Below are 22,563 nucleotides of genomic sequence, written 5' to 3' on the forward strand. Positions count from 1 at the left end.
TTAACCCTGAGATAGTTTGTTACATTATAACAAAACATCCGCTTAAGGCGAAAAATGTCTCGGGGTAAATTGTCTTAGGGTAATAAAAAGGGCGGCCAATGGCCACCCTGTGAATAAACTAGCGTTTATTCCTAAGATAACGCTTGCGGCGCTCTTCTTTTTTCTTGATTTTTTGTTCAGCCTTGAGCGTGGCCTCAATTTCGACTTCAATCAGCTCTTGGGTGATCATCTCTGGTACTTCAAGCGTGATTTGGCCTAGGGTGCCATTTCTCAGTTCATGCAGTAAGATCTCTGAACATTTATGCAGGTCAACTCGGCCACCAGCGCGTAATGCGCCGCGGCGGCGACCTATTTCTTCCATCAATTCAATGTCACTTTCAGGCAAGGTTTCTATTTCATAGCGTTGTTTTAGGCGCTCTGGGTAAGCCTTAGCGAGATATTCGACGGTGTAAAAGGCGACTTCATCATACTCCATTGCGGTATCTTTTACCGCACCAGTTGCGGCTAAACGAAAGCCACTATGCGGATTTTCTACTTTAGGCCACAAAATTCCCGGGGTGTCTGATAATACAATGCCATTTTGCAGGTTAATGCGCTGCTGACGACGTGTTACTGCAGGTTGGTTACCCGTAACCGCGATGGTTCTGCCCGCGAGTGTATTAATAATTGTTGATTTGCCGACATTAGGAATACCCATGATCATGGTGCGAATGTTCTTACCAATCTCTTCACGGTGAGGGGCAAGTTTACGGCAAAGCTCAAGAATTTTATTAACTTCTTGCACGTTTGATGTCGTGATAGCCATCGCTTTAACATTGCTTTCTTTTTCTAAGTGGTCAATCCAAAGCTGTGTCAATTCAGGGTCGGCAAGATCACGTTTGTTGAGCACTTTGACAACTGGCTTATTGCCGCGAAGTTCAGAAATCATCGGGTTTTCGCTGCTAAACGGAATACGCGCGTCAAGTACTTCTATAATGACATCTACTTGTGGGATTGCTTCTTCAATCTCTTTCCGAGCTTTATGCATGTGACCCGGAAACCATTGGATAGACATAGGACAACCTTGATATACAAATTTGTGTCAATTGTAAGGGGAATTCCCCTAGAGTAAAGCGTTAAACGGCCTTGATGCTAGGTTTAGAATAAATTTCCGCACGGTTACGGCCATTATGTTTGGCCTGATAGAGTGCCTCATCCGCCTGCTGAAAAAGACGAGATAATTCAGAGTACGATTCAATATGAGCGCTTGATGCACCTGCACTGACGGTGACCTTGTTGTCACATGAGGAGTAGAGGTGCTCAATATTGAGCTGACGTACGTTCTCGACCAGTAATGATAAGTAAGGCTGCAATTGAACGGGTTTGTCTGCCGCCAAAATGGCGCAGAACTCTTCTCCGCCATAGCGGCCGACTATATGCTCATATTCGGTCACGGTTTGTTGAAGGGCCTGAGCTACTTCTTTGAGCGCACCATCACCTTGCATATGACCATAGTTGTCGTTGAATGGTTTGAAGTGGTCGATATCAATTAAAATAATCGCGACATAACCATATTCTAGGTCATCGACAAAATGCTTAGCTTGATGATATAGAAAACGCCGATTGGCAATTCCGGTGACCACATCGATATTTGACTGCTGCTTGAGTATGGCGCGTTTCTCTTCAAGTTCGACGATAATAGCATTGATTTTATGAGCAAAACTGCGCATTTCTTTGGAAACAAAAGAATCTGCATTTGGCAGTTTATCGCCATTGCGACCAAAGCGTTTTAAGTATCCTTCTGCTTCACGTAAAGGGGCAATAAAAAAGTTAACGACATACAAGTTGACGATGAACATCACGAAGGCAAAAAACGCCAATGCCGCCATTTCCTGCCAAGAGATAAAAGCAGGTAGCCTCTCGTTGTGGTCAATCTTGAACTGGATAACACGATTATCAAGAGTATCTTGTTTGTAGAGGTAATGCTGGTTATCCACCTTGCGAGTATTTGGCTTCTCGATATCGTCGGATGGAGCCACACTTATGTCAACACCAGTTGCAAGTTCGATCTGCGCGACAAACTCAGGTCTAATTTTACGAATGAAGACGAGATAACCAAACCCACAGTCGATAGCATCGCTAGTACATATACGTGCTGAGGCGATCATATAAGCGCTATTTTGATAGGAAGCGTAATCGACGTAAGAAGAAATGGTTGAGATAGTTGAACGACTCGCCTTTGCTAGCAGTCGAGAGACCGTCTGTGCGTTTTCTAAAGCGATAAACGATTGGTTAACGACCTCAGTGCCGTTGAAGTAGCCCGTCCAAACCGGATTATTCTTGTTGTCGAAGATAATAATGCCATCAATGATTTTTGATATAAAGGCGTGTTTACCGATACTCTTTTCGACAAAATCTTGTGTGGGAGAGATGACATAATTGGCCATGGTACTCCATGCGGCGTAGTCTTCGACTGAGGCTCTCAGCTCCAATTCTTCCATCGCAAGGACCGTTTCAACTCGCTCAACTTCAAACAGTTGTCTATCGAGAGAGGCTTGGAGGGCGCGTTCATGACTCCACACGGCTTTAAATCCTAAGTAGCACAGTAAAAACAGCGCCACCGTTAGCGTTGAGCCAATGAAAGCGAGTTGTCTTAAACTGAATTGTTTAAACTTAAGTACCAAGACTTTTTTACCTTTTTAGCGTGCTTTATGAGGTCTTCTACCGACATTATCAGTGTAGGGTCGAATCCGTGCTCTTACCATATTCATCTCATTAATCCTTATATTATAAACGATTGATTTGCGTATGTTGTTAATGAATTTATCCATAGATATTCGAAGTAATCGCCTATTAGAGAGTAAAGGCACACAAAATGGGTTCAACACGTAAGATCGACATTTCCCAAGTTAACTCATTACTAGGTGAGACACTCATTTTAAAGGATGACAATGCTTAAGTTGGACAACTGACGCTAGAATGAAAGAGCGTAATAAACCAAAAGGGTTTGGTATGCCTGAAGTTCAGTGTGTTACCTCACATTTGGACGACCGTGCCAAATCAATCAAGTTTGCTTGTTGAACGTTTAGAAGAGTAATAAACAAAAGAGAAGACAACAAATAAACAACATAAATAAAAAGCCCCGCTCATTGAGCGGGGCTTTTTAATTAAGCGTTGCAGTAATTAAGCTAGAAGCTCTTTCGCTGTGTTTACAACGTTTTCAGTGGTAAAGCCGAACATCTTGAATAGCTCGCCTGCTGGTGCAGATTCGCCAAACGTTGTCATACCGATGATTTTGCCACCGAAACCAACGTACTTATACCAAAAATCTGCGATGCCTGCTTCGATAGCGATACGAGCGGTAACGTCAGATGGCAGTACAGACTCACGGTATTGCGCGTCTTGCTTGTCGAATGCATCGGTTGATGGCATTGAAACAACGCGGACCTTTTTGCCTTCAGCGGTTAGCTGCGCGGCTGCTTCAACAGCAAGTTCAACTTCAGAGCCTGTTGCGATAAGAATAAGCTCAGGCTTGCCTGCGCAATCTTTAAGGATGTAACCACCCTTAGCAATGTTGGCGACTTGCTCAGCGTCACGATCTTGCTGGGCAAGATTTTGACGAGAGAAGATCAGTGCTGAAGGACCATCTTTACGCTCGATAGCCAGTTTCCAAGCCACTGCCGATTCAACTTGGTCACATGGGCGCCATGTGCTCATGTTTGGCGTTAGACGTAGAGATGCGATCTGCTCAACTGGTTGGTGAGTCGGACCATCTTCGCCAAGACCGATAGAGTCGTGCGTGTAAACCTGGATGTTCTGAATTTTCATCAGTGCCGCCATACGCATGGCGTTACGCGCGTATTCCATGAACATCAGGAAGGTTGCGCCGTAAGGTACGAAACCACCGTGAAGCGCAATACCGTTCATGATCGCCGTCATACCGAATTCACGCACACCGTAGTGGATGTAGTTACCAGAGAAGTCATTTGCTGCAAGAGACTTAGAGCCCGACCACATAGTCAGGTTAGACGGTGCTAGGTCAGCAGAGCCGCCCATGAATTCAGGTAGCATAGCGCCGAATGCTTCTAGGGCATTTTGCGATGCTTTACGTGATGCAATGTTGGCAGGATTAGCTTGAAGATCAGCAATAATTGCCGATGCTTTCTCTTCCCATTGTGCAGGTAGGTCACCATTTACGCGGCGTTTGAATTCAGCGGCAAGTTCAGGATGTGCTGCTTCATAAGCTGCAAGTTTCTCGTTCCACGCTGCTTCCTTAGCTGCGCCCGCTTCTTTCGCATCCCATTCTGAGTAAACTTCTTGCGGAATTTCAAAAGGACCGTGCTCCCAACCTAATTCTTTACGAGTAGCTGCAATTTCTTCAGCGCCTAGTGGTGCACCGTGACAATCGTGCGACCCTGATTTGTTTGGAGAACCAAAACCAATCACTGTTTTAGTACAGATTAGAGTAGGGCGCGGATCCGCTTTAGCAGCGATAATCGCCGCGTTGATTGCGTCAGCATCGTGACCATCAACAGCAGGAATAACATGCCAGCCGTACGCTTCAAAACGCTTAGGTGTATCGTCAGAGAACCAACCTTCAACGTGACCATCGATAGAGATGCCATTGTCATCCCAAAATGCGATTAGCTTGCCCAGACCTAGTGTGCCCGCTAGTGAACACGCTTCGTGCGAAATACCTTCCATCAGACAGCCATCACCCATGAACGCATAAGTGTAGTGGTCTACGATATCGAAGTTTTCTGTGTTGAATTGTGCTGCTAGTGCTTTTTCAGCCATTGCCATACCAACAGCGTTGGTGATGCCTTGACCTAGCGGACCAGTCGTTGTTTCGATGCCAGGTGCATAACCATACTCTGGGTGACCAGGAGTCTTAGAGTGCAGCTGACGGAAGTTTTTAAGGTCTTCAATTGAAAGCTCATAACCTGCTAGGTGAAGCAGAGAGTAAATCAGCATTGAGCCGTGACCGTTTGAAAGTACGAAACGGTCGCGGTCAGCCCATTCTGGATTAGATGGGTTGTGGTTTAGGTGAGAGCGCCAAAGCACTTCAGCGATATCAGCCATGCCCATAGGTGCGCCAGGGTGCCCAGAATTTGCTTGTTGAACGCCGTCCATGCTTAGAGCACGGATAGCGTTAGCTAGATGTTTGCGATTCATAATTGCTTCCAAAATAGATTCGAAATGAAAAATTCGTTAGTAGTAGATGTAAGAGAGGAACGAAATTCGTTCCTCTTTAATTATTGGGTAGTGATTACAGCTTAGCTGCGATCATCTCTTCTAGTTTGCCTTGGTCAACAGCGAAGTTACGGATGCCTTCAGCTAGCTTTTCTACAGCCATAGGATCTTGGTTGTGATCCCACAAGAATTCGGCGTGAGTCATTGCTGCAGGGCGCTCTTTAGTACCGTTAGAGTCAATTAGCTTCTCTACCACTTCGCCTTCTGTTGCTTCTAGTTCTGCAAGAAGTTGAGGCGCGATAGTTAGACGGTCACAGCCAGCAAGTTCTAGGATCTCGCCGATGTTACGGAAGCTTGCGCCCATAACAACGGTCTTGTAACCGTGCTCTTTGTAGTAGTTGTAGATGTTTGCAACAGAGATAACACCAGGATCTTCTTGAGCTTCGAAATCACGGCCTTCTTTCGCTTTGTACCAGTCCATGATACGACCGACAAAAGGAGAGATAAGGAATACGCCAGCTTCAGCACATGCACGCGCCTGAGCGAATGAGAATAGCAGTGTCAGGTTACAGTTGATGCCTTCTTTTTCTAGGATTTCAGCCGCGCGGATACCTTCCCAAGTTGACGCAAGTTTGATCAGAATACGGTCATTGGTGATACCAGCGTCGTTGTACATTTTTACTAATTGACGAGCTTTTGCAACGCTACCTTCGGTGTCGTAAGAAAGACGTGCATCAACTTCAGTTGAGATGCGGCCTGGAATGGTTTTTAGGATTTCTTTACCGATGTTAACCGCTAGCATGTCACAAGTGTCTTGAACTTGTTGTGCTTTGTCACTGCTTTGAGATTTTGCGTATGCGATAGAGGCGTCGATAAGCGGTGCGTACTCTGCAATTTGAGCCGCTTTTAGAATCAGAGATGGGTTAGTGGTTGCGTCTTCTGGTTGGTACTTCTTGATAGCTTCAATTTCACCAGTATCCGCGACTACGGTCGTTAGTTTACGAAGTTGCTCTAATTTGTTGCTCATTTCGATCATCCTATTTAATGGGCTGCACGTGAAAACTGTAGACGTGCATAGTGCATTTGCAAGCGAGGTAGTTAATCGTCTTGTACAAGTATTCAGCTCAGACGGTCAACTGACCGGAATTCTTCAGCGTGTGAGCATTTGTTGTGAACATTTGCTCTTACGTTGAGTAAATGATGGCTCCATAATTATCTTACTGACGCAAAAAGTCAATCGTAGAAATAAGGTTATAGTGATGTTCATCAACTATTTTTTTGTTCGTCGACGCTAACATACTGAACTAAACGTTTGCCAAGTGATAGCAAGGCTTAGCCCTCGATGGTTAATTGCAAAAAATTGGCTGAGAAAATGTATCGAAGATGAGCAAATGTTGGCAATCAAACAGGTGATGACATATGCTACGGTGATGAGCATATGTAACGTGCGTAAATTTAGCTGAGACGATAACAGTATGAACAAAACTCAAAACGAAATTTCTGATGACAACGCTGACCTATTGACGGAAATTGCGGTCGCCTACTATCAAGATGGCGCAACGCAAGAAGAGATTTCAAGAAAGTTCGCTGTATCTCGTGCCAAAGTCGGAAGAATGCTTAAGCAGGCTCGTGATGAAGGGATTGTTGAGATAACAGTAAAATATCATCCCGTATTCAGTGCCAAGATAGAACAGAGGCTTGTTGAACGATTTGGAGTGAAGCGCGCGCTAGTAGCACTTGATCAGCCAAGTGAAGAGCAGCAGCGTCTCCAGGTCGCAGGTTTGGTCTCTAAATATATGGCAAGTACATTGCAAAATGGCAGCGTAGTGACGGTTGGACAAGGGAGGAACGTCTCCGCAGTTGCACATCATACCGGCGTTATCCCTCAACGAGACGTCAAATTTGTTTGTGGCATCGGTGGTATCCATCCCAGAGGAGGCATGTTTAATGCTGATCATATTTGCCGCCAGTTCGCAAAAAGCTACGGTGGCAGTTCAGAGACCCTCTATGCACCTGCGTATGCCGAGAACCGTGAGCAAAAGCTCGCCTTTATGCAAAATGCGACCGTTAAACAGACGTTAGATCTCGCTCGTAAAGCCGATGTTGCCTTAGTCGGTATTGGTGACATGAGTGAAAACAGTTATATGGTTGATCTCGGTTGGTTTACTGCTGAAGAAGTTGTTCAGTCTCGAATGCAACAAGGTGTGGTCGGTGATTTTGCTGGTTACGACTTTTTTGATATTCATGGTAAGTCTGCGGTGACAGTGATGAGTGACAGAGTCATTGGATTGGGGCTAGAAGAGTTCAGACCTATTTCGCAAGTCATTGCGATTGCAGCAGAAAACAGCAAGCCATTGGCGCTGCTTGGTGCACTGAGAACGGGGGTAATTGATGTCATTGCGACCAGTGTCAGTAATGCATTAACGGTGTTGAACCTAGATGAGCAATTGGATGTTAAATAAGGTTAAGTCATTCTTTTAAGAGATACTCATCATAAAAAATAGCAATAAAGTGTTTATTCTATAACGGCCCGTGATTAGGGCCGTTTTATTGCTCAATAGAAACAGACAAACTATAGCTTGATGATTTCGTTTCCTGACGTTTCACCTTTGGCAAAGCTAGAGATATTATCCAGCGTTGTATCGGCGATATTACCCAATGCCTCATGAGTCAAAAACGCTTGGTGCCCAGTAAACAAAACGTTATGACATGCCGACAAGCGGCGAAAGACATCATCGACAATAATATCGTTGGACTTGTCTTGGAAGAACAGTTCCTTTTCATGCTCATACACATCCAGCCCAAGTGCACCAATGCGTCCTCGTTTAAGGGCCTCAACAGCTGCTGCAGAGTCGAGTAAGCCACCACGACTGGTGTTGACGATCATTACCCCATCTTGCATTTGGTTAAACGCCGCTTCATCCAGTAGATGATAGTTTTCATCGGACATTGGACAGTGAAGGGTAATAACATCACTCTCGTTGAACAAGCGCTCTTTGGTACAATAGGTTGCACCAAGTTCAAGGGCCAACGGGTTTTCAAAAGGGTCATGACACAAAATGTTCATGCCAAGCCCTTTGAGTATTCTCATTGTCGCAATGCCAATTTTTCCGGTCCCGATTACGCCTGCGGTTTTGCCATAAAAGTTGAAGCCAACCAATCCTTCAAGGCTAAAGTTTGCATCGCGAGTACGTTGATAGGCCTTATGAAAGCGTCGGTTTAAGCTCATCATTAAACCTACGGTGTGTTCTGCGACGGATTCGGGAGAATAAGCGGGTACACGAACTACTTGGATATGGTGTTTTTGGGCCGCATCCAGATCAACGCGATCGAAACCTGCACAGCGCATTGCAATAAGTTTAACGCCTTGTTTCGCCAGTTGTTGTAGTACATCAGCATTTAGGTCGTCGTTAACAAACGCGCAGACCGCTTGGCAACCGTGAGCCATTTTTGCTGTTTTACCCGTAAGTGGAAATTCATGGAAATGAAGATTGAGGCCAACCGCCTCATTTGCTTTTATAAACGACGTTTGGTCGTAAGATTTTGAACTAAACACAGCGACATCTATCATAAAACCTCTCAAAGATTTGTTGGGAGAGTAACTGCTCTATTGAATACCTATTTAAACAGAAAATAAACCCTGATTTTAATGTGGCCAGAAGGGCTTTGATAATGCAGCAAAGCCACAAAATAATAGGTCACTTGAAATGCAACCGAGTTGATAATTTCAGTGAGTTACGCTGATGTTTTTATCACTACCACCAAAGTGGTAGTTAATTCATGTAATTGCTACTCAAATTGTTCATTTTACTGCTAACTTTATCTATTGGCGTTGCTGAGCGAATTGTGATTAGTTGCTTGTCACTGTGAGTTTGGCCAGTAAGAAATAGATGGCTAGGAATATAAATATGGATATTTTACTGACAAGAATCAAAGAGGTCTCTATTGCCGCGAGGGCATGGTCTATTTTGGGGTTATTTGCGATAGGTTTACTCGCCAATACCTTGCTTAATATTGATAAGTCTCGTGAGCATATGCGTGAAAACTATGAACAAGGTGTCGCGACTATGGTGGAAAGTGCGCTCGGTGTTATTAGTTATTATCACCAGAAAATGCTTAATGGTGAATTGAGTGAGCCCGTCGCTAAAACCAGAGCGCTAGAAACAATCAGCGCAATGAAATTTGATGGTGATAACTATATATTCATCGGTGACAGCAGTGGGGTTCAACTTGCGACGGGCGTGCAGTCTTTACTTGGCGAAAACATCATGAATCTGCAAGACAGTGAAGGGCGCTATTTTGTTAAACAGCTCTACGAAGTCGCGAGAAATGGCGGTGGATTCGTTGATTACTATTGGCAAAATCCCGGTAAACAAACGCTGGATCCTAAAACCAGCTATGCGGCACTGTTTCAGCCTTGGGACTGGATGGTGGGTTCGGGTATGAACATGAAGGCGCTAGAAGCAGACATGTATCGTTCAGAAATTGCTTCGATCACTTATGCAGCAGGCATTCTTCTCGTGCTATCGCTGGTGGTGGCTTATTTCATCAAGACCATTACTACCCCGCTTAAGCGTACGTTAAAAGCGATGCAGACCTTGTCTCAAGGTGAGGGGGATTTAACGCAACGATTAGCTGAAGAAGGCAGTAAAGAACTGATTTACTTAGCGCGTTACTTCAATCAATTTGTCGCATCTATTCAAGCGATTATGCTTAATATCTCAGATTCTGGAACCCAGGTTTCTGCCTCCGCTGCGCAGTTGTCAGATTCTGTTCATCATATCGATGATAGCTTGAACCAACAGCAAAACGATGTCGATATGTTAGCAACGGCGATGACACAAATGCTCGCTACGGTTGAGGAGGTGGCAAGCCGGACATCAGAGTCTAATGATGCCAGCCGACAAGCGGCTAAAGAGACGCAAAACAGCCACGTAATTGTCGACAAAAATGTCACCGAAGCAAACGCACTCGCGCAACAAATTAACTCAGCCGTTGCGGTTGTACAGCAATTAGCTGCCGATGCGAACAATGTCGATACTGTGCTTGAGGTGATACGCGGCGTTGCCGAGCAAACCAATTTACTGGCATTAAACGCGGCGATTGAAGCGGCGCGTGCTGGCGAGCAAGGGCGTGGGTTTGCTGTGGTTGCAGACGAGGTGCGAACCTTGTCACAACGAACTCAAGAATCGACAGTAGAGATCCAAAACATCGTTGAGAAGCTGCAGGCAGGGGCGCAAAATGTAGTGGCCGTAATGAATCAAGGGGCAGATAAGGCCAACCAAGCATCACAACTGTCAGTACAAGCAGGATCGTCGCTTAACCTTATCAATCAAGAGGTTCACACTATCGAGGAGATGGCACAACACATTGCGACGGCGGCAGAGCAGCAAACCGTTACGGTGAATGATATTAATCGAAATGTCGTTAGTCTTAGTGATATGGCAACATCGGTTTCCCAAGAGTCTGCGCAGATGGCGAGTTCGGGTAAAGAGTTACGTAGAGTTTCGGAGAACCTGATGGGAATGATCAATCGCTTCAAGTTGGCTTAGATTAGGCAATTACCGATTGGATTCGATGTGGTGGCTAGTGTTAGAATCGCGCTCAAATTCCTAACATAGCCACTGATATGAGACATCTAAAAACAGCGGTCCATCCAGACATTGACCATTTAGACGATAAAAGCATTTTTAAGCGCGATGCGGCGCGAGCAATCGTGGTTGATGGGGAAGATATCCTGCTGCTTTATACCGAGCGTTACCATGATTACACCATTCCAGGAGGTGGTATCGATCAAGGCGAAGATATCATTGCGGCGATGGTGCGCGAATTAGAAGAGGAAACAGGGGCGCAAAATATTCATGGGATTAAACCATTTGGTCTCTATGAAGAGTTTCGGCCGTGGTACAAAGACGATGCGGATGTGGTACATATGATTTCATATTGCTATACCTGCAAAATCTCTCGTCAGTTGGGCGCAACTAACTACGAAGATTACGAAATTAAAAATGGTATGAAAGCGGTATGGATGAATATCCACGCTGCCATTGCGCATAATGAGAAGACGATAGCAGAGAGCCCCAAAAAAGGCTTAAGCATCGAACGAGAAACCTTCCTGCTTCATTTAGTCGCCAAGGAAATGCTTTAAGCGTAAACGCCTGCCATCACGTGCAGGCTTTTTATTGGCTAGGCATATTATTGCGGTTGTTTTTATTTACTTGCCTTATCTTAGTTAGTGGTTTTCGCGGGTCATTTGTGATCTTGCTGGCTTAATCGGTAGATTCGCTTCTATACTTATCCAACTAATTGAATTATTAATATTAATTTGTAGTATAAGATCTCATGGACAAGATTAACGACTGAAGGATTAGGATATGAACAGACTGTCGCGCATCCTGTTGGGTGGGCTCATTGCCTCAAGCGCAAACTTTACGGTTTATGCGCAAGTGATCGAAACCAAAATACTGGTTGGTTTCGGTGTGGCTAAATATAGCGAAGACTTTACCCACTTTGACTATGTTAATCCTGACGCCCCAAAGTATGGCAAAATTGTTTATGGACAGGTAGGTACTTACGATAATTTTAATCGCTTCGCATCGCGCGGTGTACCTGCTGCCGCGAGTGGTGAGCTTTATGACACCTTGATGTACTCTCCGAGTGATGAGGTCGACGCATATTACCCCTTAATTGCAGAAAAAGTTCGCTATTCGGATGATTACACATGGCTTGAAGTCGACATCAACCCGAAAGCGCGCTTTCATGATGGCAAGCCTATCACCGCTTATGATGTAGCATTTACCTTTGATAAATTTATGGCCGAGGGTGTGCCTCAATATCGTGTTTACTATCAAGATATTAAATCTGTAACAGCTAAAAGCGATCTTACGGTCAGAATTGATATGGCGAAGCCAAACCGTGAGAAAATGTTCAGTTTTGCTCAAGGTACTCGCGTTTTACCCAAGCATTTTTGGCAAGATAAAAACCTGTCAGAGCCTTTATCTACACCACCAATAGGCAGTGCGGCATACCAAGTTACAGATTATAAACCAGGTCAAAGTGTGACTTACAGTTTGGCTGATGATTACTGGGCTGCAAATTTGCCAGTTAACGTTGGGCGTAACAATTTTAAGCAAAAACAGTACGACTACTATCGCGATGACACTGTCATGCTTGAAGCCTTTAAAGCCGGGGAATTTGATTTTAGGCTTGAAAACTCAGCTAAATTTTGGGCAAATTCATACACAGGTAGTAATTTCGATAAAGGCTATATCGTCAAACAAGAAATCCCACATCAAAAGCCGGAAAGCACCCAAGCGTTTGTCTTTAATACTAAGCGAGATATATTCAGCAATCCTCAAGTGCGCGAAGCGTTAACGTACGCAATGGATTTTGAATGGATGAACAGCAATATGTTCTATGGCCAGTACTCGCGGACACGTAGTTACTTTCAAAATACCGAGTATGAAGCGAAAGGAACCCCTTCAGCTGACGAACTCGCCATACTAGAACCCTTCAAAGCGCAGCTTCCACCACGTCTGTTCAGTGAAGAGTTTCAACCTCCGGTAACCGATGGCTCTGGTCGTATTCGTAGTCAAATGCGAGTAGCGTTTAAGTTACTTAAGCAAGCGGGTTGGGAGCTGAAAAACAAACAGATGACCAACACTAAGACGGGAGAACCTCTCTCTTTTGAGCTGCTCATCTACAGTCCAACAACGGAACGTATCGCTATCCCATTACAAAAGAACCTTGCCCGAATGGGGATTGAGATGAAGATCCGTACAGTAGACACCACTCAGTACATTAAGCGCTTACGAGATCGTGATTTTGATATGGTGTCGTCAGCCTATTCTGCCAATGCGTATCCAAGCCCAAATTTGATGATTGTTTGGAATTCAAATTACCTCGACTCTACCTATAACACCGCAGGTGTTACTGATCCTGTGGTCGATCATTTGACTATGGCAATATCAAAGCACCAACAAGATCCCCAAGCGCTTATCTCGCTCGGTCGTGCATTAGATCGCGTGTTGCAATGGAATTTTTATATTATTCCACAATGGTACGTAGGCCAGTATCGGGTTGCTATGTGGGATAAATTCGAACGTCCAGAGATATTACCTAAGTACGATTTAGGCACTGATACTTGGTGGATCTCTGAGCAAAAAGCCCAGTTACTGCCTGAAAAACGCCGCTAGAAAGGAACCTCAATGGCTGCCTATATATTTCGACGTTTGTTATTGGTGATCCCGACCTTGTGGGCGATCATCACGATTAACTTTTTTATCATTCAGATTGCACCAGGTGGACCGGTTGAGCAGGCAATCGCTCAACTTGAAGGCCATAGCTCGGGAATTATGGAACGCTTCGCTGGTGGCGGTAATGAAGTCGATTTGAGTGTTAGCGATGAAACTCAAGCAAGCGGATATAAAGGATCTCGAGGACTTGATCCTGAAGTCGTTGAGGCAATAAAGATCCAGTTTGGCTTTGATAAGCCTTTGCATGAGCGCTATTTCGACATGCTGAAAAACTACGCGACTTTTAACTTTGGCGAGAGCTTGTTTAAAGGCGGCAATGTTATTGATCTGATTATAGACAGGTTGCCAGTCTCAATTTCTTTAGGTTTGTGGAGCACGTTAATCATTTACTTGATCTCCATACCACTCGGCATTCTTAAAGCGATTCACCACGGCAGTCGTTTTGACATTTGGTCAAGTGCGGTAGTGATTGTCGGTTATGCGATCCCAGGTTTTTTGTTTGCAATCATTTTGATCATCTTGTTTGCAAGTGGCAATTATTTCAGTTGGTTTCCGCTGCGCGGTTTAGTGTCGAGCAACTTTGACCAGTTAGCGTGGCACCAACAGATCATTGATTACTTTTGGCATTTAGCCTTGCCTATTTTCGCGATGGTGATTGGAGGGTTTGCGACATTAAGCATGTTGACGAAAAACTCATTTTTGGATGAAATTAATAAACAATATGTGGTAACAGCGCGAGCGAAAGGGCTCGATGAGCGTGACATTTTGTACAAACATGTCTTTCGCAACGCCATGCTAATTATTATTGCAGGCTTTCCTGCCGCCTTTATTAGTATCTTTTTTACTGGCTCAATGCTGATTGAGGTGATGTTTTCGTTAGAGGGAATAGGCTTGCTTGGTTTTGAGTCAACAATTCAAAGAGATTATCCTGTGGTATTTAGCTCGCTTTATATTATGACGTTACTTGGGCTTATTTTGAGTATCATTTCCGATCTTACCTATACCTGGGTGGACCCAAGAATAGATTTTGAGGCACGTTGATGTTGTTGAGAAAAACACCCCGTAACCCGCTGAATGAAGCCCGATGGTTAAGGTTTAAGGCCAATAAACGCGGTTTTTGGTCTTTGTGGATGTTCTCACTGCTGTTTGTTGTCAGCCTATTCGCTGAAGTGATTGCCAATGATAAACCACTACTTATCCACTTCGATAACCAATGGTTTTTCCCGATTGTAACTCAATACACCGAGACACGTTTTGGCGGCGAGTTCGAAACAGAAGCAGACTACACTGACCCTTATGTCGTCGAATTGATTGAAGAAAAAGGGTCCATCGTTTGGCCGCTAATTCCATTTAGTTACGATACAATAAATTTCAATATTCAGGGGGCGGTTCCTTCCGCGCCGGACAGTGTCAATTGGCTTGGTACAGATGACAAAGGACGTGACGTACTCGCTCGGGTTATCTATGGTTTTCGTATCTCGGTGCTGTTTGGTTTTATTCTTACTCTTGTTTCAAGTGTGATAGGTGTGATTGTTGGGGCGACCCAAGGGTATTATGGTGGATGGTTTGATCTGTTTGGACAACGCTTTATCGAGGTGTGGTCTGGGATGCCGACACTATTCCTACTGATTATTTTATCTAGCTTTGTTGAGCCAAATTTCTGGTGGTTACTTGGGATCATGGTGGCTTTTAGTTGGATGAGTTTGGTCGGGATTGTACGAGCAGAGTTTTTGCGCTGTCGCAACTTTGACTATGTTCGAGCGGCGCAAGCGATGGGGGTCTCCGACAACCGAATTATGTTAAGACATATGCTGCCCAATGCGATGGTTGCCTCATTAACTATGATGCCGTTTATTCTTTCTGGTTCGGTCACCACCTTAACTTCACTTGATTTTTTAGGCTTTGGTTTGCCCGCCGGTTCGCCATCCTTAGGCGAGTTACTGGCCCAAGGTAAAGCCAATTTACAGGCACCTTGGTTGGGTTTTTCAGCCTTCATTGTGTTATCAATTATGCTGACTTTACTGGTTTTTATTGGTGAAGCGGTTCGTGATGCATTTGACCCTCATCATCAAGGAAGGTAATCATGAACCAGCCTATATTGACCATTAATAATCTCAGTGTTGGTTTTGGTCGCAAAACCAATATTGAAAAAGTCACAGACAACGTTTCATTGACGATCAATCGCGGTGAAACTTTGGCCCTAGTTGGCGAAAGTGGATCCGGCAAGTCAGTCACCGCCAATTCGATTTTAAGATTGCTACCGAAAGGCTCGGCGCATTATCTTAATGGAAGCATTGAGTTTGATGGCCAGGACATTTTGTCATGTTCTGAACGCCAACTCAGAGGTATTCGCGGCGGCAGAATAGGCATGATTTTTCAAGAACCCATGGTGTCGTTAAATCCGCTGCATAAAATTGGTAAACAACTCGTTGAAACACTAGCGATTCACCGAGGTATGCGCCAAAAAGCGGCCGAAACACATGCAGTGGAATGGCTCAATAAAGTGGGCATTCGGAACCCAGAATACAAAGTCTCATCGTATCCGCATGAGTTATCAGGGGGAGAAAGGCAACGGGTGATGATAGCGATGGCGCTGATAAATGAACCCGAATTATTAATTGCCGACGAGCCAACCACCGCTCTTGATGTGTCGGTTCAAGCGCAAATTCTTGATTTACTCAAACAGCTACAACAAGAGCTTGGCATGGCGATGTTGTTTATTACCCACGATTTAAGCATCGTCAGACGAATTGCCGATAGAGTGGCCGTAATGCAACATGGCCAGTTGCTTGAAACTGGCGAGTGTCAGCAGATCTTTACTGCCCCCAGCCATCCTTATACGCAGCAATTGATTGATTCTGACCCTAAAGGCTTGCCCGTTGAAGTGACGTGTCAGCAGTCAACCTTGCTCAATGTGTCTCAGCTCAGAGTCTGGTTTCCAATCACTGGGGGAATCTTCAAACGTGTTGTCTCTCACATCAAGGCCGTGACCAATATGAACTTTGATTTAAAACGGGGTCATTCGATTGGTTTGGTTGGTGAGAGTGGCTCAGGAAAATCAACGACGGGTATGGCGATTCTTCGATTGGTTCATTCAGAAGGGTCAATTACTTATCAATCGAGTGAACTACAAGGATTGGATAGGAAAGCGATGCTGCCTTTTCGCAGCAAAATGCAGGTGGTATTTCAAGATCCTTTCTCTGCGCTTAATCCTCGCATGTCCGTTGCCGAAGTTATCGGTGAAGGTTTACGTGTTCATCAAACGCTTGCGGACTCTGAAATAGACCACCAAATTTGCACGGTGATGCGAGAAGTCGGTCTTGAACCAGAGACGCGTCATCGTTACCCCAACGAATTTTCTGGAGGTCAGCGTCAACGTATTGCCATCGCTCGGGCATTAATCCTTAAGCCAGAGTTTATTTTGCTCGATGAACCAACGTCATCACTCGATAGAACAGTACAGGTACAGGTGTTGGAATTACTCAAGCATTTACAGCAAAAATACCAGCTGACTTACCTCTTTATAAGCCACGATCTGAACGTCGTTAAATCTTTGTGCCATTATACAATTGTTATGAAGCAAGGCGAGGTGGTTGATCAGGGGGATACCTTAGCGCTATTCCATTCACCTTCTCATCCCTATACCCGTCAATTAGTTGAGCTCTCTACAGTGGAATAAAAAAGTCACTCATTTGAGTGACTTTTTTGGCTTAAAGCTGGCGTACTTTGTCTTCGGCCCATATTTGTTCAAAGACGTCACTGATGTCAAATTCATTCATGTGGGCAACATGGAAATTAAGCAGATCTAAATCGTACGATGGGTCAGTGTAAACCATACCTTGATTAATGGCGGCGACAATACGCTCAGCTTGGTCGCGAGTGTAATGGCTATTGTTTAGACGAGTTTCCCCTTGCAGTTGTTCACGCACCTGACTGACGACCATTTCATATTCTGTTTGCGTAAAGCCTGCGGCAACAGCGCGACGAATTTCGTTTTTGACGAGCTGTTGTGCTTTGTCGGCTTCACCTGCAGCAAGACCAGTCACTCGAATTTGGCTGACAAGTTGTTGGCTAAATAGACGTTCATTATCAACGTTTACGCTTGCCGTTGATTGCTCTTGTTCGAGTGCTTTGGCAATGCGTTGTTCAATCAACTTATTAGCAAGTAATGCCGTAAGCATGTCTTTACGCTGTTGTTTACTATCTGCGCTGGAGCCAAGTGGCTTAATCGTCTGTAATGCGAGCGAGTCATCTGCAATGATCTCTTGCGCTTGTGTAAAGGCATTTACTTTTTCAGCTAAGTTAATCGGCTTCACATTGTGGTTAGGCTGCCAGTTTGCAAACTGTTTAGTCATAAGCTGAATAATTTCGCGATTTTTAATGCCACCAGTAATTACCACGCTGATGTTATTCGGCTGGTAGTAACGAGTTTGGTAACGATTCAAAGCATCGGCATCTAGGTTATCGGCACTTTGTACATCAAATGCACGCGTTGCTTTTCGCGCTGTTAGCATATCGCCAGCAACTTGGCTGTTGTCTGTCAGCACTGATTGAGCACGTTCTAGCAATTCTTTGCTATTGAGTGTGATTGATTTGTTCACTAGAGCGTTTTTTATCGCGGTCACGCTTTGTTCAATTTGAGAGAAATTTGCGTGAGGAAAATCAATACTGAATACTGTTTGATCGGAATCAGTGATCGCGTGCCAGTCAGTACCCGCGACGGTATTAATCGCCAAAACACGAGCAACTGGCTGCAGCTGAGGCTCTTGATCCACACCAGAGCCGATACGAACACGGATAGAAACTTCGTCAGATGAACGGCTGGTGGGTAAAATTACGTATCGTAGACCATTATCAAGGCTCGCGATGGTCGCGTTTGATGGCATACTGATGTCGGTATTTTCATACCAGGTCGCGGGCCTATCATAGGCAAAGCTTGCAGGTGTAAATAATAGGGTCGCTGAAACAACAGCAGTTAATAGCGATTTAGACACATTTTGCTCCGTAAACATAGATTGATGTTTATTTCCATGTTCATAACTCTCGGTTTATCGAGAGGAGTGTTTGTATCTATCCTTGATTAAGAAGCCCTTGATTAAGAAGCGCGGGCATCGAAACACTCAAAAATATTGCGCGTAGCAATAGAACAGCTTTGAATAATTTGCGCGAATTTTCTACAAATCGAACCAATTAGTCAACCGGAATTATGGTTGGAATGAATGTATCTTAATAGTGAGACGCGATGCCTTTTCAAAACACTAAACTTTAACGTATCGACTCGCACTGGCGAGAGACAATGGCTTGGCGAACCAATAGCCTTGTAGGTAGGTTACTCCCATATCGGTAAAAGCTCTTTGCATTTCAGCATCTTCGATGCCTTCGATGACAATAGAAAGGCCATAGTTGTTACACAAGCTGGTAATAAACGACAGATATTCAAAGGTGACAGGATTTTCTAGCGAGCGCCAAGCCACTGATTTGTCGATCTTGATTTGCGATAGCGGTAAATCGAAAAAGCTGTTGAGTGAGCTATAGCCTGCGCCAAAATCGTCCAATGAAAGGTGAAAGCCGAGTTGCTTTAAGCGATGAATTTGAGCGATTGCATCTTTATTGTTATCAAGAATGATGGTTTCAGTGAGCTCAATCACTATCGAGCTTGCTTTGACTTGATAGGTCTCAAGAAGCAACATTAGCGTATCAGGGAAGTGTTCGGTTAAAAGTTGTAGTACAGAGACATTAATATTCACACGTACCTGATTTTCATGATGGTGTTGATAGCGCTGAATAAACTGACAAGCTTTTTCAAACACTAAGTAGCCTAGGTCATTAATTAACCCCTTGCGCTCAGCCACACCAATAAATTCGTCAGGGTAAATTTCACCAAGATCTGCACTTCGCCAACGAACAAGTGTTTCAAAGCTGGCGACTTGTCCTGACTTACAACAAATAATTGGCTGGAATTTGACTGATAACTTGTTGTTGCGAAGAGAGTTTCCAAGTTCTTGCTCAATATAGAAATGACGATCGACTTGTTGTTTCGTGCTACCCACATAGACCTTTACCGTCCCGCCTTGAGCGTTAGCAAATTGACTGGTTTGAGCTGCGATTTTGACCAGATCGTCAGCGTCAATGGAATCGCAAATATTGGGGTAAATACCAACATTGATGTCGGTTGCATAGAGAAAATCTATGGTTTTAACCGACTCACGGTACGCTTGGCATACACGCTCAGCAAGATCGTGTAATTCATGCTCTTGATACTTACCTCGCACCAGAATGGCAAAGTCATGTGATTGAATTCGGTATAAGTCGATAAATTGATCAGGAAATTTCCCCAGCGCACCAGTGAGGTGTGATAACAGGTTACGCATGATCTGCGAGCCATAAAGTGTTTGATATGAGCGAGTATTGCCAAGCTGAATGTACATTAAATGATGAGGTTGAGTGGCAAGACCTCGAAGGTTATCAATATCCATGGCGAGTTTTTGTTCATTAGACAGACCTGAAGACCCGTCTTTAAACGAGGTTTGCTGGACATAGTTTTCCATCAGCTTTTGATCAGAGATGTCTTTATGACAGCCAATCATAAACGTTTTACCATTGACAGTTTTGGTGATGGCGGTTCCTTCAAGCCACGTATATTGGCCATTAGTACAACGAACTCGGTATTGAACGGTGACACGTAGATCGTCTTCTTCAATATGTTCATCGACGCGTTGCTCTAAAGCTTTTTGATCCATAGGATGGACGAGCGCCAGCCAATTTTTGAGACAAGTGTGACCTGAAGACTCGATACCAAAGCGTTCATAAAACGTAGGGTTGTAGAAACAAACATGTTTGGTATCTGACATATAGAAGATGCCATCACTAAGCACATCAATCATGTGACGGAACTGGTTGTCCATTAGCGCATCAAGTTCGGCTCCTGATAAGCTCGTGGGTGCGCTTTGAGGGACATCGATGTGATCGATTCGCTCGACCTTGGGGTAAGGAGTAATACGGTTAATTGACTGCGACATGAATGTTGTAGCTACCTGCAAGCTTGGCTATACGCAAAGTTATAGTGACAGTATTACATAAAAGATAAACTCATTCATGCAACAGGGCTCTCAGTCCCATCATCTAATTTAAAAAGCTATACAATATAAGTAATTGGTTATATTGGTATAAGTGGCGTTTATAGCAAGTCATTTTGACAGTATGACTGTCTGAATAATTTGAGTGAGAGTGAGTGAAAGGGTTTGACGAGCAGTGAGTGATCAGTTGGTTGGAACTCGATACGCATCCAAAATGTTGTTCATCGTGCCGTCAGTTTTAATTTCTTTTAGTGCTTGATTAAACTGGAGTACAAAATCCTCTTTGAATTGAAAGCGATTGTTTGGATCATGGGTATAACCCAAGTAGCCATGTTCACTGCTAACCGATGTGGCAATCACGGGTGTCCAATCTTGATCTATCATCCCTTCGTCTTTCATCAACTTTAGTTCCCAAAGAATCGATAGGCGATCATTCATATAACAGTCAATACGATGTTTATATAAGTTCGTCATACTTGCTCGATTACTCTTTGCCTCTTTGATCAACATATCGCCTTGTGCAATCGCTTGCCAAAATGCATTACCTCCAAGTGCGTATGATTCGTTCACGCCAATAGTCAAGTCATGATAGTCAGCAGGCCAGTTCTGTGTGCGTCGGTTGACAATAGTTTCAGGGCGACACATCACCACCACTTCTTCTTTTAAAATCGGCTCTGAATAAGGAGAGATGTATGAGCGCCGGTCTGAATAATAGTAAGGTGGGAAAAGTGCAAACCCTTCGCCGACCTGTAACATTTTTAGTCCTCGTTTCCATGGAAGGGGTTCGATAGTGACCGAATAATGTGGCATACGAGTAAACGCTGCGGCAAGAATGTCGACATAAATGCCTTTAATTTCCCCTTTTTGAACATAACTGTAGGGTGGGTAAGCATCATCACCATAAATGGTGACATTGACCTTGGGGTTATAGGCAAAGGCACTATTGAGCATAGGGATAGACCATATCAGCAACAGGCTCCATTTTGACATACCGTTCCTCAGCGTTTTTTCTACCTTTATTGTTAACTTTAGTTTATTAATCACACTTAAGAGATTAGACTCACGTTTTTGTGAACATTTCATTTAGGGTAAGTTATGTCTGAAGACCATCAACAAGGCGAAGAGATTGAGATCGAAGCAATCGGAATCGAAGTATCATCTCAACCTATTGAATTGTACAAAGTGTTTAAAATTGCCAATTTAGTCGGTGGTGGTGGTGAAGCAAAGCATCTCATTGCGGAAGGATACGTGGCGGTGAACGGCGAGCTTGAAACACGTAAGCGTCGTAAACTTTATGACGGGGACTTTTTCGAGTTCAATCAGGAATACTATGTTGTTGTTTGTGACGTACCAGTGAGTGAGACGAGTGATAAAACTCAAACTTCAACTTCTGTAGAAACACAGCCAACCAAACATGTAGAAACGCAACCAGCCAAACACGAGCCGAAAAATGTGGTTAGCGATGAAGAACCGGCGAGTTCTTTAAACAAAAAGAAAGGCAAAGGCCGAGCTTCTATCGACTTTTTCTAGGCGCTTCATTTAGTCAGTTCTTCAATGATAGGACATTGACTACCAGAATCCCCCGGGCATGCAGAAACCCAGCTTTTAAGTTGGGTTTCTATCTCTTTAAGCTGAGCAATTTTGTGTTCAACTTCACGCAGCTTTTCTTTCGCTTTGGCTTTCACTTCGCTACTTTTTCGATTGTGGTTCTGAGCGAGTTGAACCAACTCTTTGCATTCAATTAATGAAAAACCAGCACTCTTAGCACGAGATACCAGCTTGAGTTCAACCACATGTTGTTGTGTGTAAACTCGATAGCCCGACTCGGTGCGTTGCGGGGAAGTGATGATTTGTTTCTCTTCATATAGACGAATCGACTTACTCGACAATCCGGTTAATTTTGCAATGTCACCAATATTCATGGGCTTCGGACTCTATCACGGTTTCTCTAATCGATAATTAGAATATCGATAGATATAACGAAAAACAATGACAATGTTTTTAAGCGGCGTAACAAAAAAGCACTCTCCATTGGCTATAGGAGAGTGCTTGTAGCTAAA

Annotated in this window: 17 protein-coding genes; 8 read left to right on the forward strand and 9 right to left on the reverse strand. The window is 44.1% G+C overall.

All coding sequences use genetic code 11. The features are described 5' to 3' along the window. Nucleotides 1–118: 118 nt before the first annotated feature. The 4 genes from ylqF to tal form a co-directional block, all read right to left on the reverse strand. Nucleotides 119–1,054 carry a ribosome biogenesis GTPase YlqF gene (gene ylqF / locus BS19_RS15310; RefSeq protein ID WP_038176446.1) on the reverse strand — a complete coding sequence of 312 codons (936 nt, stop codon included), beginning with the start codon at nt 1,052–1,054 and terminating at the stop codon, nt 119–121. A 61-nt stretch (nt 1,055–1,115) separates the two neighbouring features. Continuing rightward, the gene (locus BS19_RS15315) at nt 1,116–2,663 is read right to left on the reverse strand and encodes a sensor domain-containing diguanylate cyclase (RefSeq protein ID WP_038176447.1); all 1,548 of its coding nucleotides are present in this window, start codon (nt 2,661–2,663) and stop codon (nt 1,116–1,118) included. Between the two features lie 499 nt (nt 2,664–3,162). After that, a complete protein-coding gene (gene tkt, locus BS19_RS15320; protein WP_038176448.1) occupies nt 3,163–5,154 on the reverse strand; it encodes a transketolase in 1,992 nt (663 codons plus the stop codon). Nucleotides 5,155–5,248: 94 nt separating this feature from the next. Further along, nucleotides 5,249–6,199 (reverse strand): transaldolase, encoded by a 951-nt coding sequence (tal, locus tag BS19_RS15325; protein ID WP_038176450.1) that lies wholly within the window; start codon nt 6,197–6,199, stop codon nt 5,249–5,251. 448 nt (nt 6,200–6,647) lie between these two features. Between tal and BS19_RS15330 the strand changes: the two genes are divergently transcribed. Continuing rightward, nucleotides 6,648–7,634: a sugar-binding transcriptional regulator gene (locus tag BS19_RS15330; protein ID WP_038176452.1), complete on the forward strand. Its 987-nt coding sequence runs from the start codon at nt 6,648–6,650 to the stop codon at nt 7,632–7,634. Nucleotides 7,635–7,744: 110 nt separating this feature from the next. Here the strand turns inward: BS19_RS15330 and BS19_RS15335 are convergent, their stop codons facing one another. Next, entirely contained in the window at nt 7,745–8,743 is a 999-nt protein-coding gene (locus BS19_RS15335) for a 2-hydroxyacid dehydrogenase (RefSeq protein WP_038176454.1), read from the reverse strand. Between the two features lie 337 nt (nt 8,744–9,080). Between BS19_RS15335 and BS19_RS15340 the strand changes: the two genes are divergently transcribed. The 6 genes from BS19_RS15340 (at nt 9,081) to yejF (ending at nt 17,106) form a co-directional block, all read left to right on the forward strand. After that, on the forward strand, nt 9,081–10,724 hold the full coding sequence (locus BS19_RS15340) for a methyl-accepting chemotaxis protein (protein WP_425425016.1): 1,644 nt from the start codon (nt 9,081–9,083) through the stop codon (nt 10,722–10,724). Between the two features lie 77 nt (nt 10,725–10,801). Beyond that, nucleotides 10,802–11,320, forward strand: coding sequence for an NUDIX hydrolase (locus BS19_RS15345; RefSeq protein WP_038176455.1), 519 nt, complete (start codon nt 10,802–10,804; stop codon nt 11,318–11,320). A gap of 226 nt (nt 11,321–11,546) precedes the next feature. Further along, complete coding sequence (locus BS19_RS15350; RefSeq protein ID WP_038176458.1) at nt 11,547–13,367, forward strand: extracellular solute-binding protein; 1,821 nt, start codon at nt 11,547–11,549, stop codon at nt 13,365–13,367. A 12-nt stretch (nt 13,368–13,379) separates the two neighbouring features. Then, nucleotides 13,380–14,468 (forward strand): microcin C ABC transporter permease YejB, encoded by a 1,089-nt coding sequence (locus tag BS19_RS15355; protein WP_038176460.1) that lies wholly within the window; start codon nt 13,380–13,382, stop codon nt 14,466–14,468. After that, nucleotides 14,468–15,508, forward strand: coding sequence for an ABC transporter permease (locus tag BS19_RS15360; RefSeq protein WP_038176461.1), 1,041 nt, complete (start codon nt 14,468–14,470; stop codon nt 15,506–15,508). Before BS19_RS15355 ends, BS19_RS15360 begins: the two co-directional genes overlap by 1 nt. A gap of 2 nt (nt 15,509–15,510) precedes the next feature. Then, nucleotides 15,511–17,106, forward strand: a complete 1,596-nt coding sequence (gene yejF / locus BS19_RS15365) for a microcin C ABC transporter ATP-binding protein YejF (RefSeq protein WP_038176462.1) — start codon at nt 15,511–15,513, stop codon at nt 17,104–17,106. A gap of 31 nt (nt 17,107–17,137) precedes the next feature. Here yejF and BS19_RS15370 read toward each other — a convergent pair whose 3' ends face one another. From BS19_RS15370 to BS19_RS15380, 3 genes are all read right to left on the reverse strand, one after another. Continuing rightward, the gene (locus BS19_RS15370) at nt 17,138–18,421 is read right to left on the reverse strand and encodes an insulinase family protein (protein ID WP_169739022.1); all 1,284 of its coding nucleotides are present in this window, start codon (nt 18,419–18,421) and stop codon (nt 17,138–17,140) included. 264 nt (nt 18,422–18,685) lie between these two features. Then, nucleotides 18,686–20,446, reverse strand: a complete 1,761-nt coding sequence (locus tag BS19_RS15375) for an EAL domain-containing protein (protein WP_038176463.1) — start codon at nt 20,444–20,446, stop codon at nt 18,686–18,688. Nucleotides 20,447–20,686: 240 nt separating this feature from the next. Then, nucleotides 20,687–21,493 carry a substrate-binding periplasmic protein gene (locus BS19_RS15380; protein ID WP_038176464.1) on the reverse strand — a complete coding sequence of 269 codons (807 nt, stop codon included), beginning with the start codon at nt 21,491–21,493 and terminating at the stop codon, nt 20,687–20,689. 105 nt (nt 21,494–21,598) lie between these two features. Here BS19_RS15380 and BS19_RS15385 point away from each other — a divergent pair, with 105 nt between their 5' ends. Beyond that, nucleotides 21,599–22,033, forward strand: coding sequence for an RNA-binding S4 domain-containing protein (locus tag BS19_RS15385; protein WP_038176465.1), 435 nt, complete (start codon nt 21,599–21,601; stop codon nt 22,031–22,033). Nucleotides 22,034–22,038: 5 nt separating this feature from the next. On the opposite strand, the gene cueR is transcribed toward BS19_RS15385, so the two are convergent. Further along, nucleotides 22,039–22,425: a Cu(I)-responsive transcriptional regulator gene (gene cueR, locus BS19_RS15390; RefSeq protein WP_038176467.1), complete on the reverse strand. Its 387-nt coding sequence runs from the start codon at nt 22,423–22,425 to the stop codon at nt 22,039–22,041. Nucleotides 22,426–22,563: the final 138 nt, after the last annotated feature.

It is taken from the genome of Vibrio pacinii DSM 19139 (assembly GCF_000711795.1).
In the GTDB taxonomy this organism is placed as follows: Bacteria; Pseudomonadota; Gammaproteobacteria; order Enterobacterales; family Vibrionaceae; genus Vibrio; species Vibrio pacinii.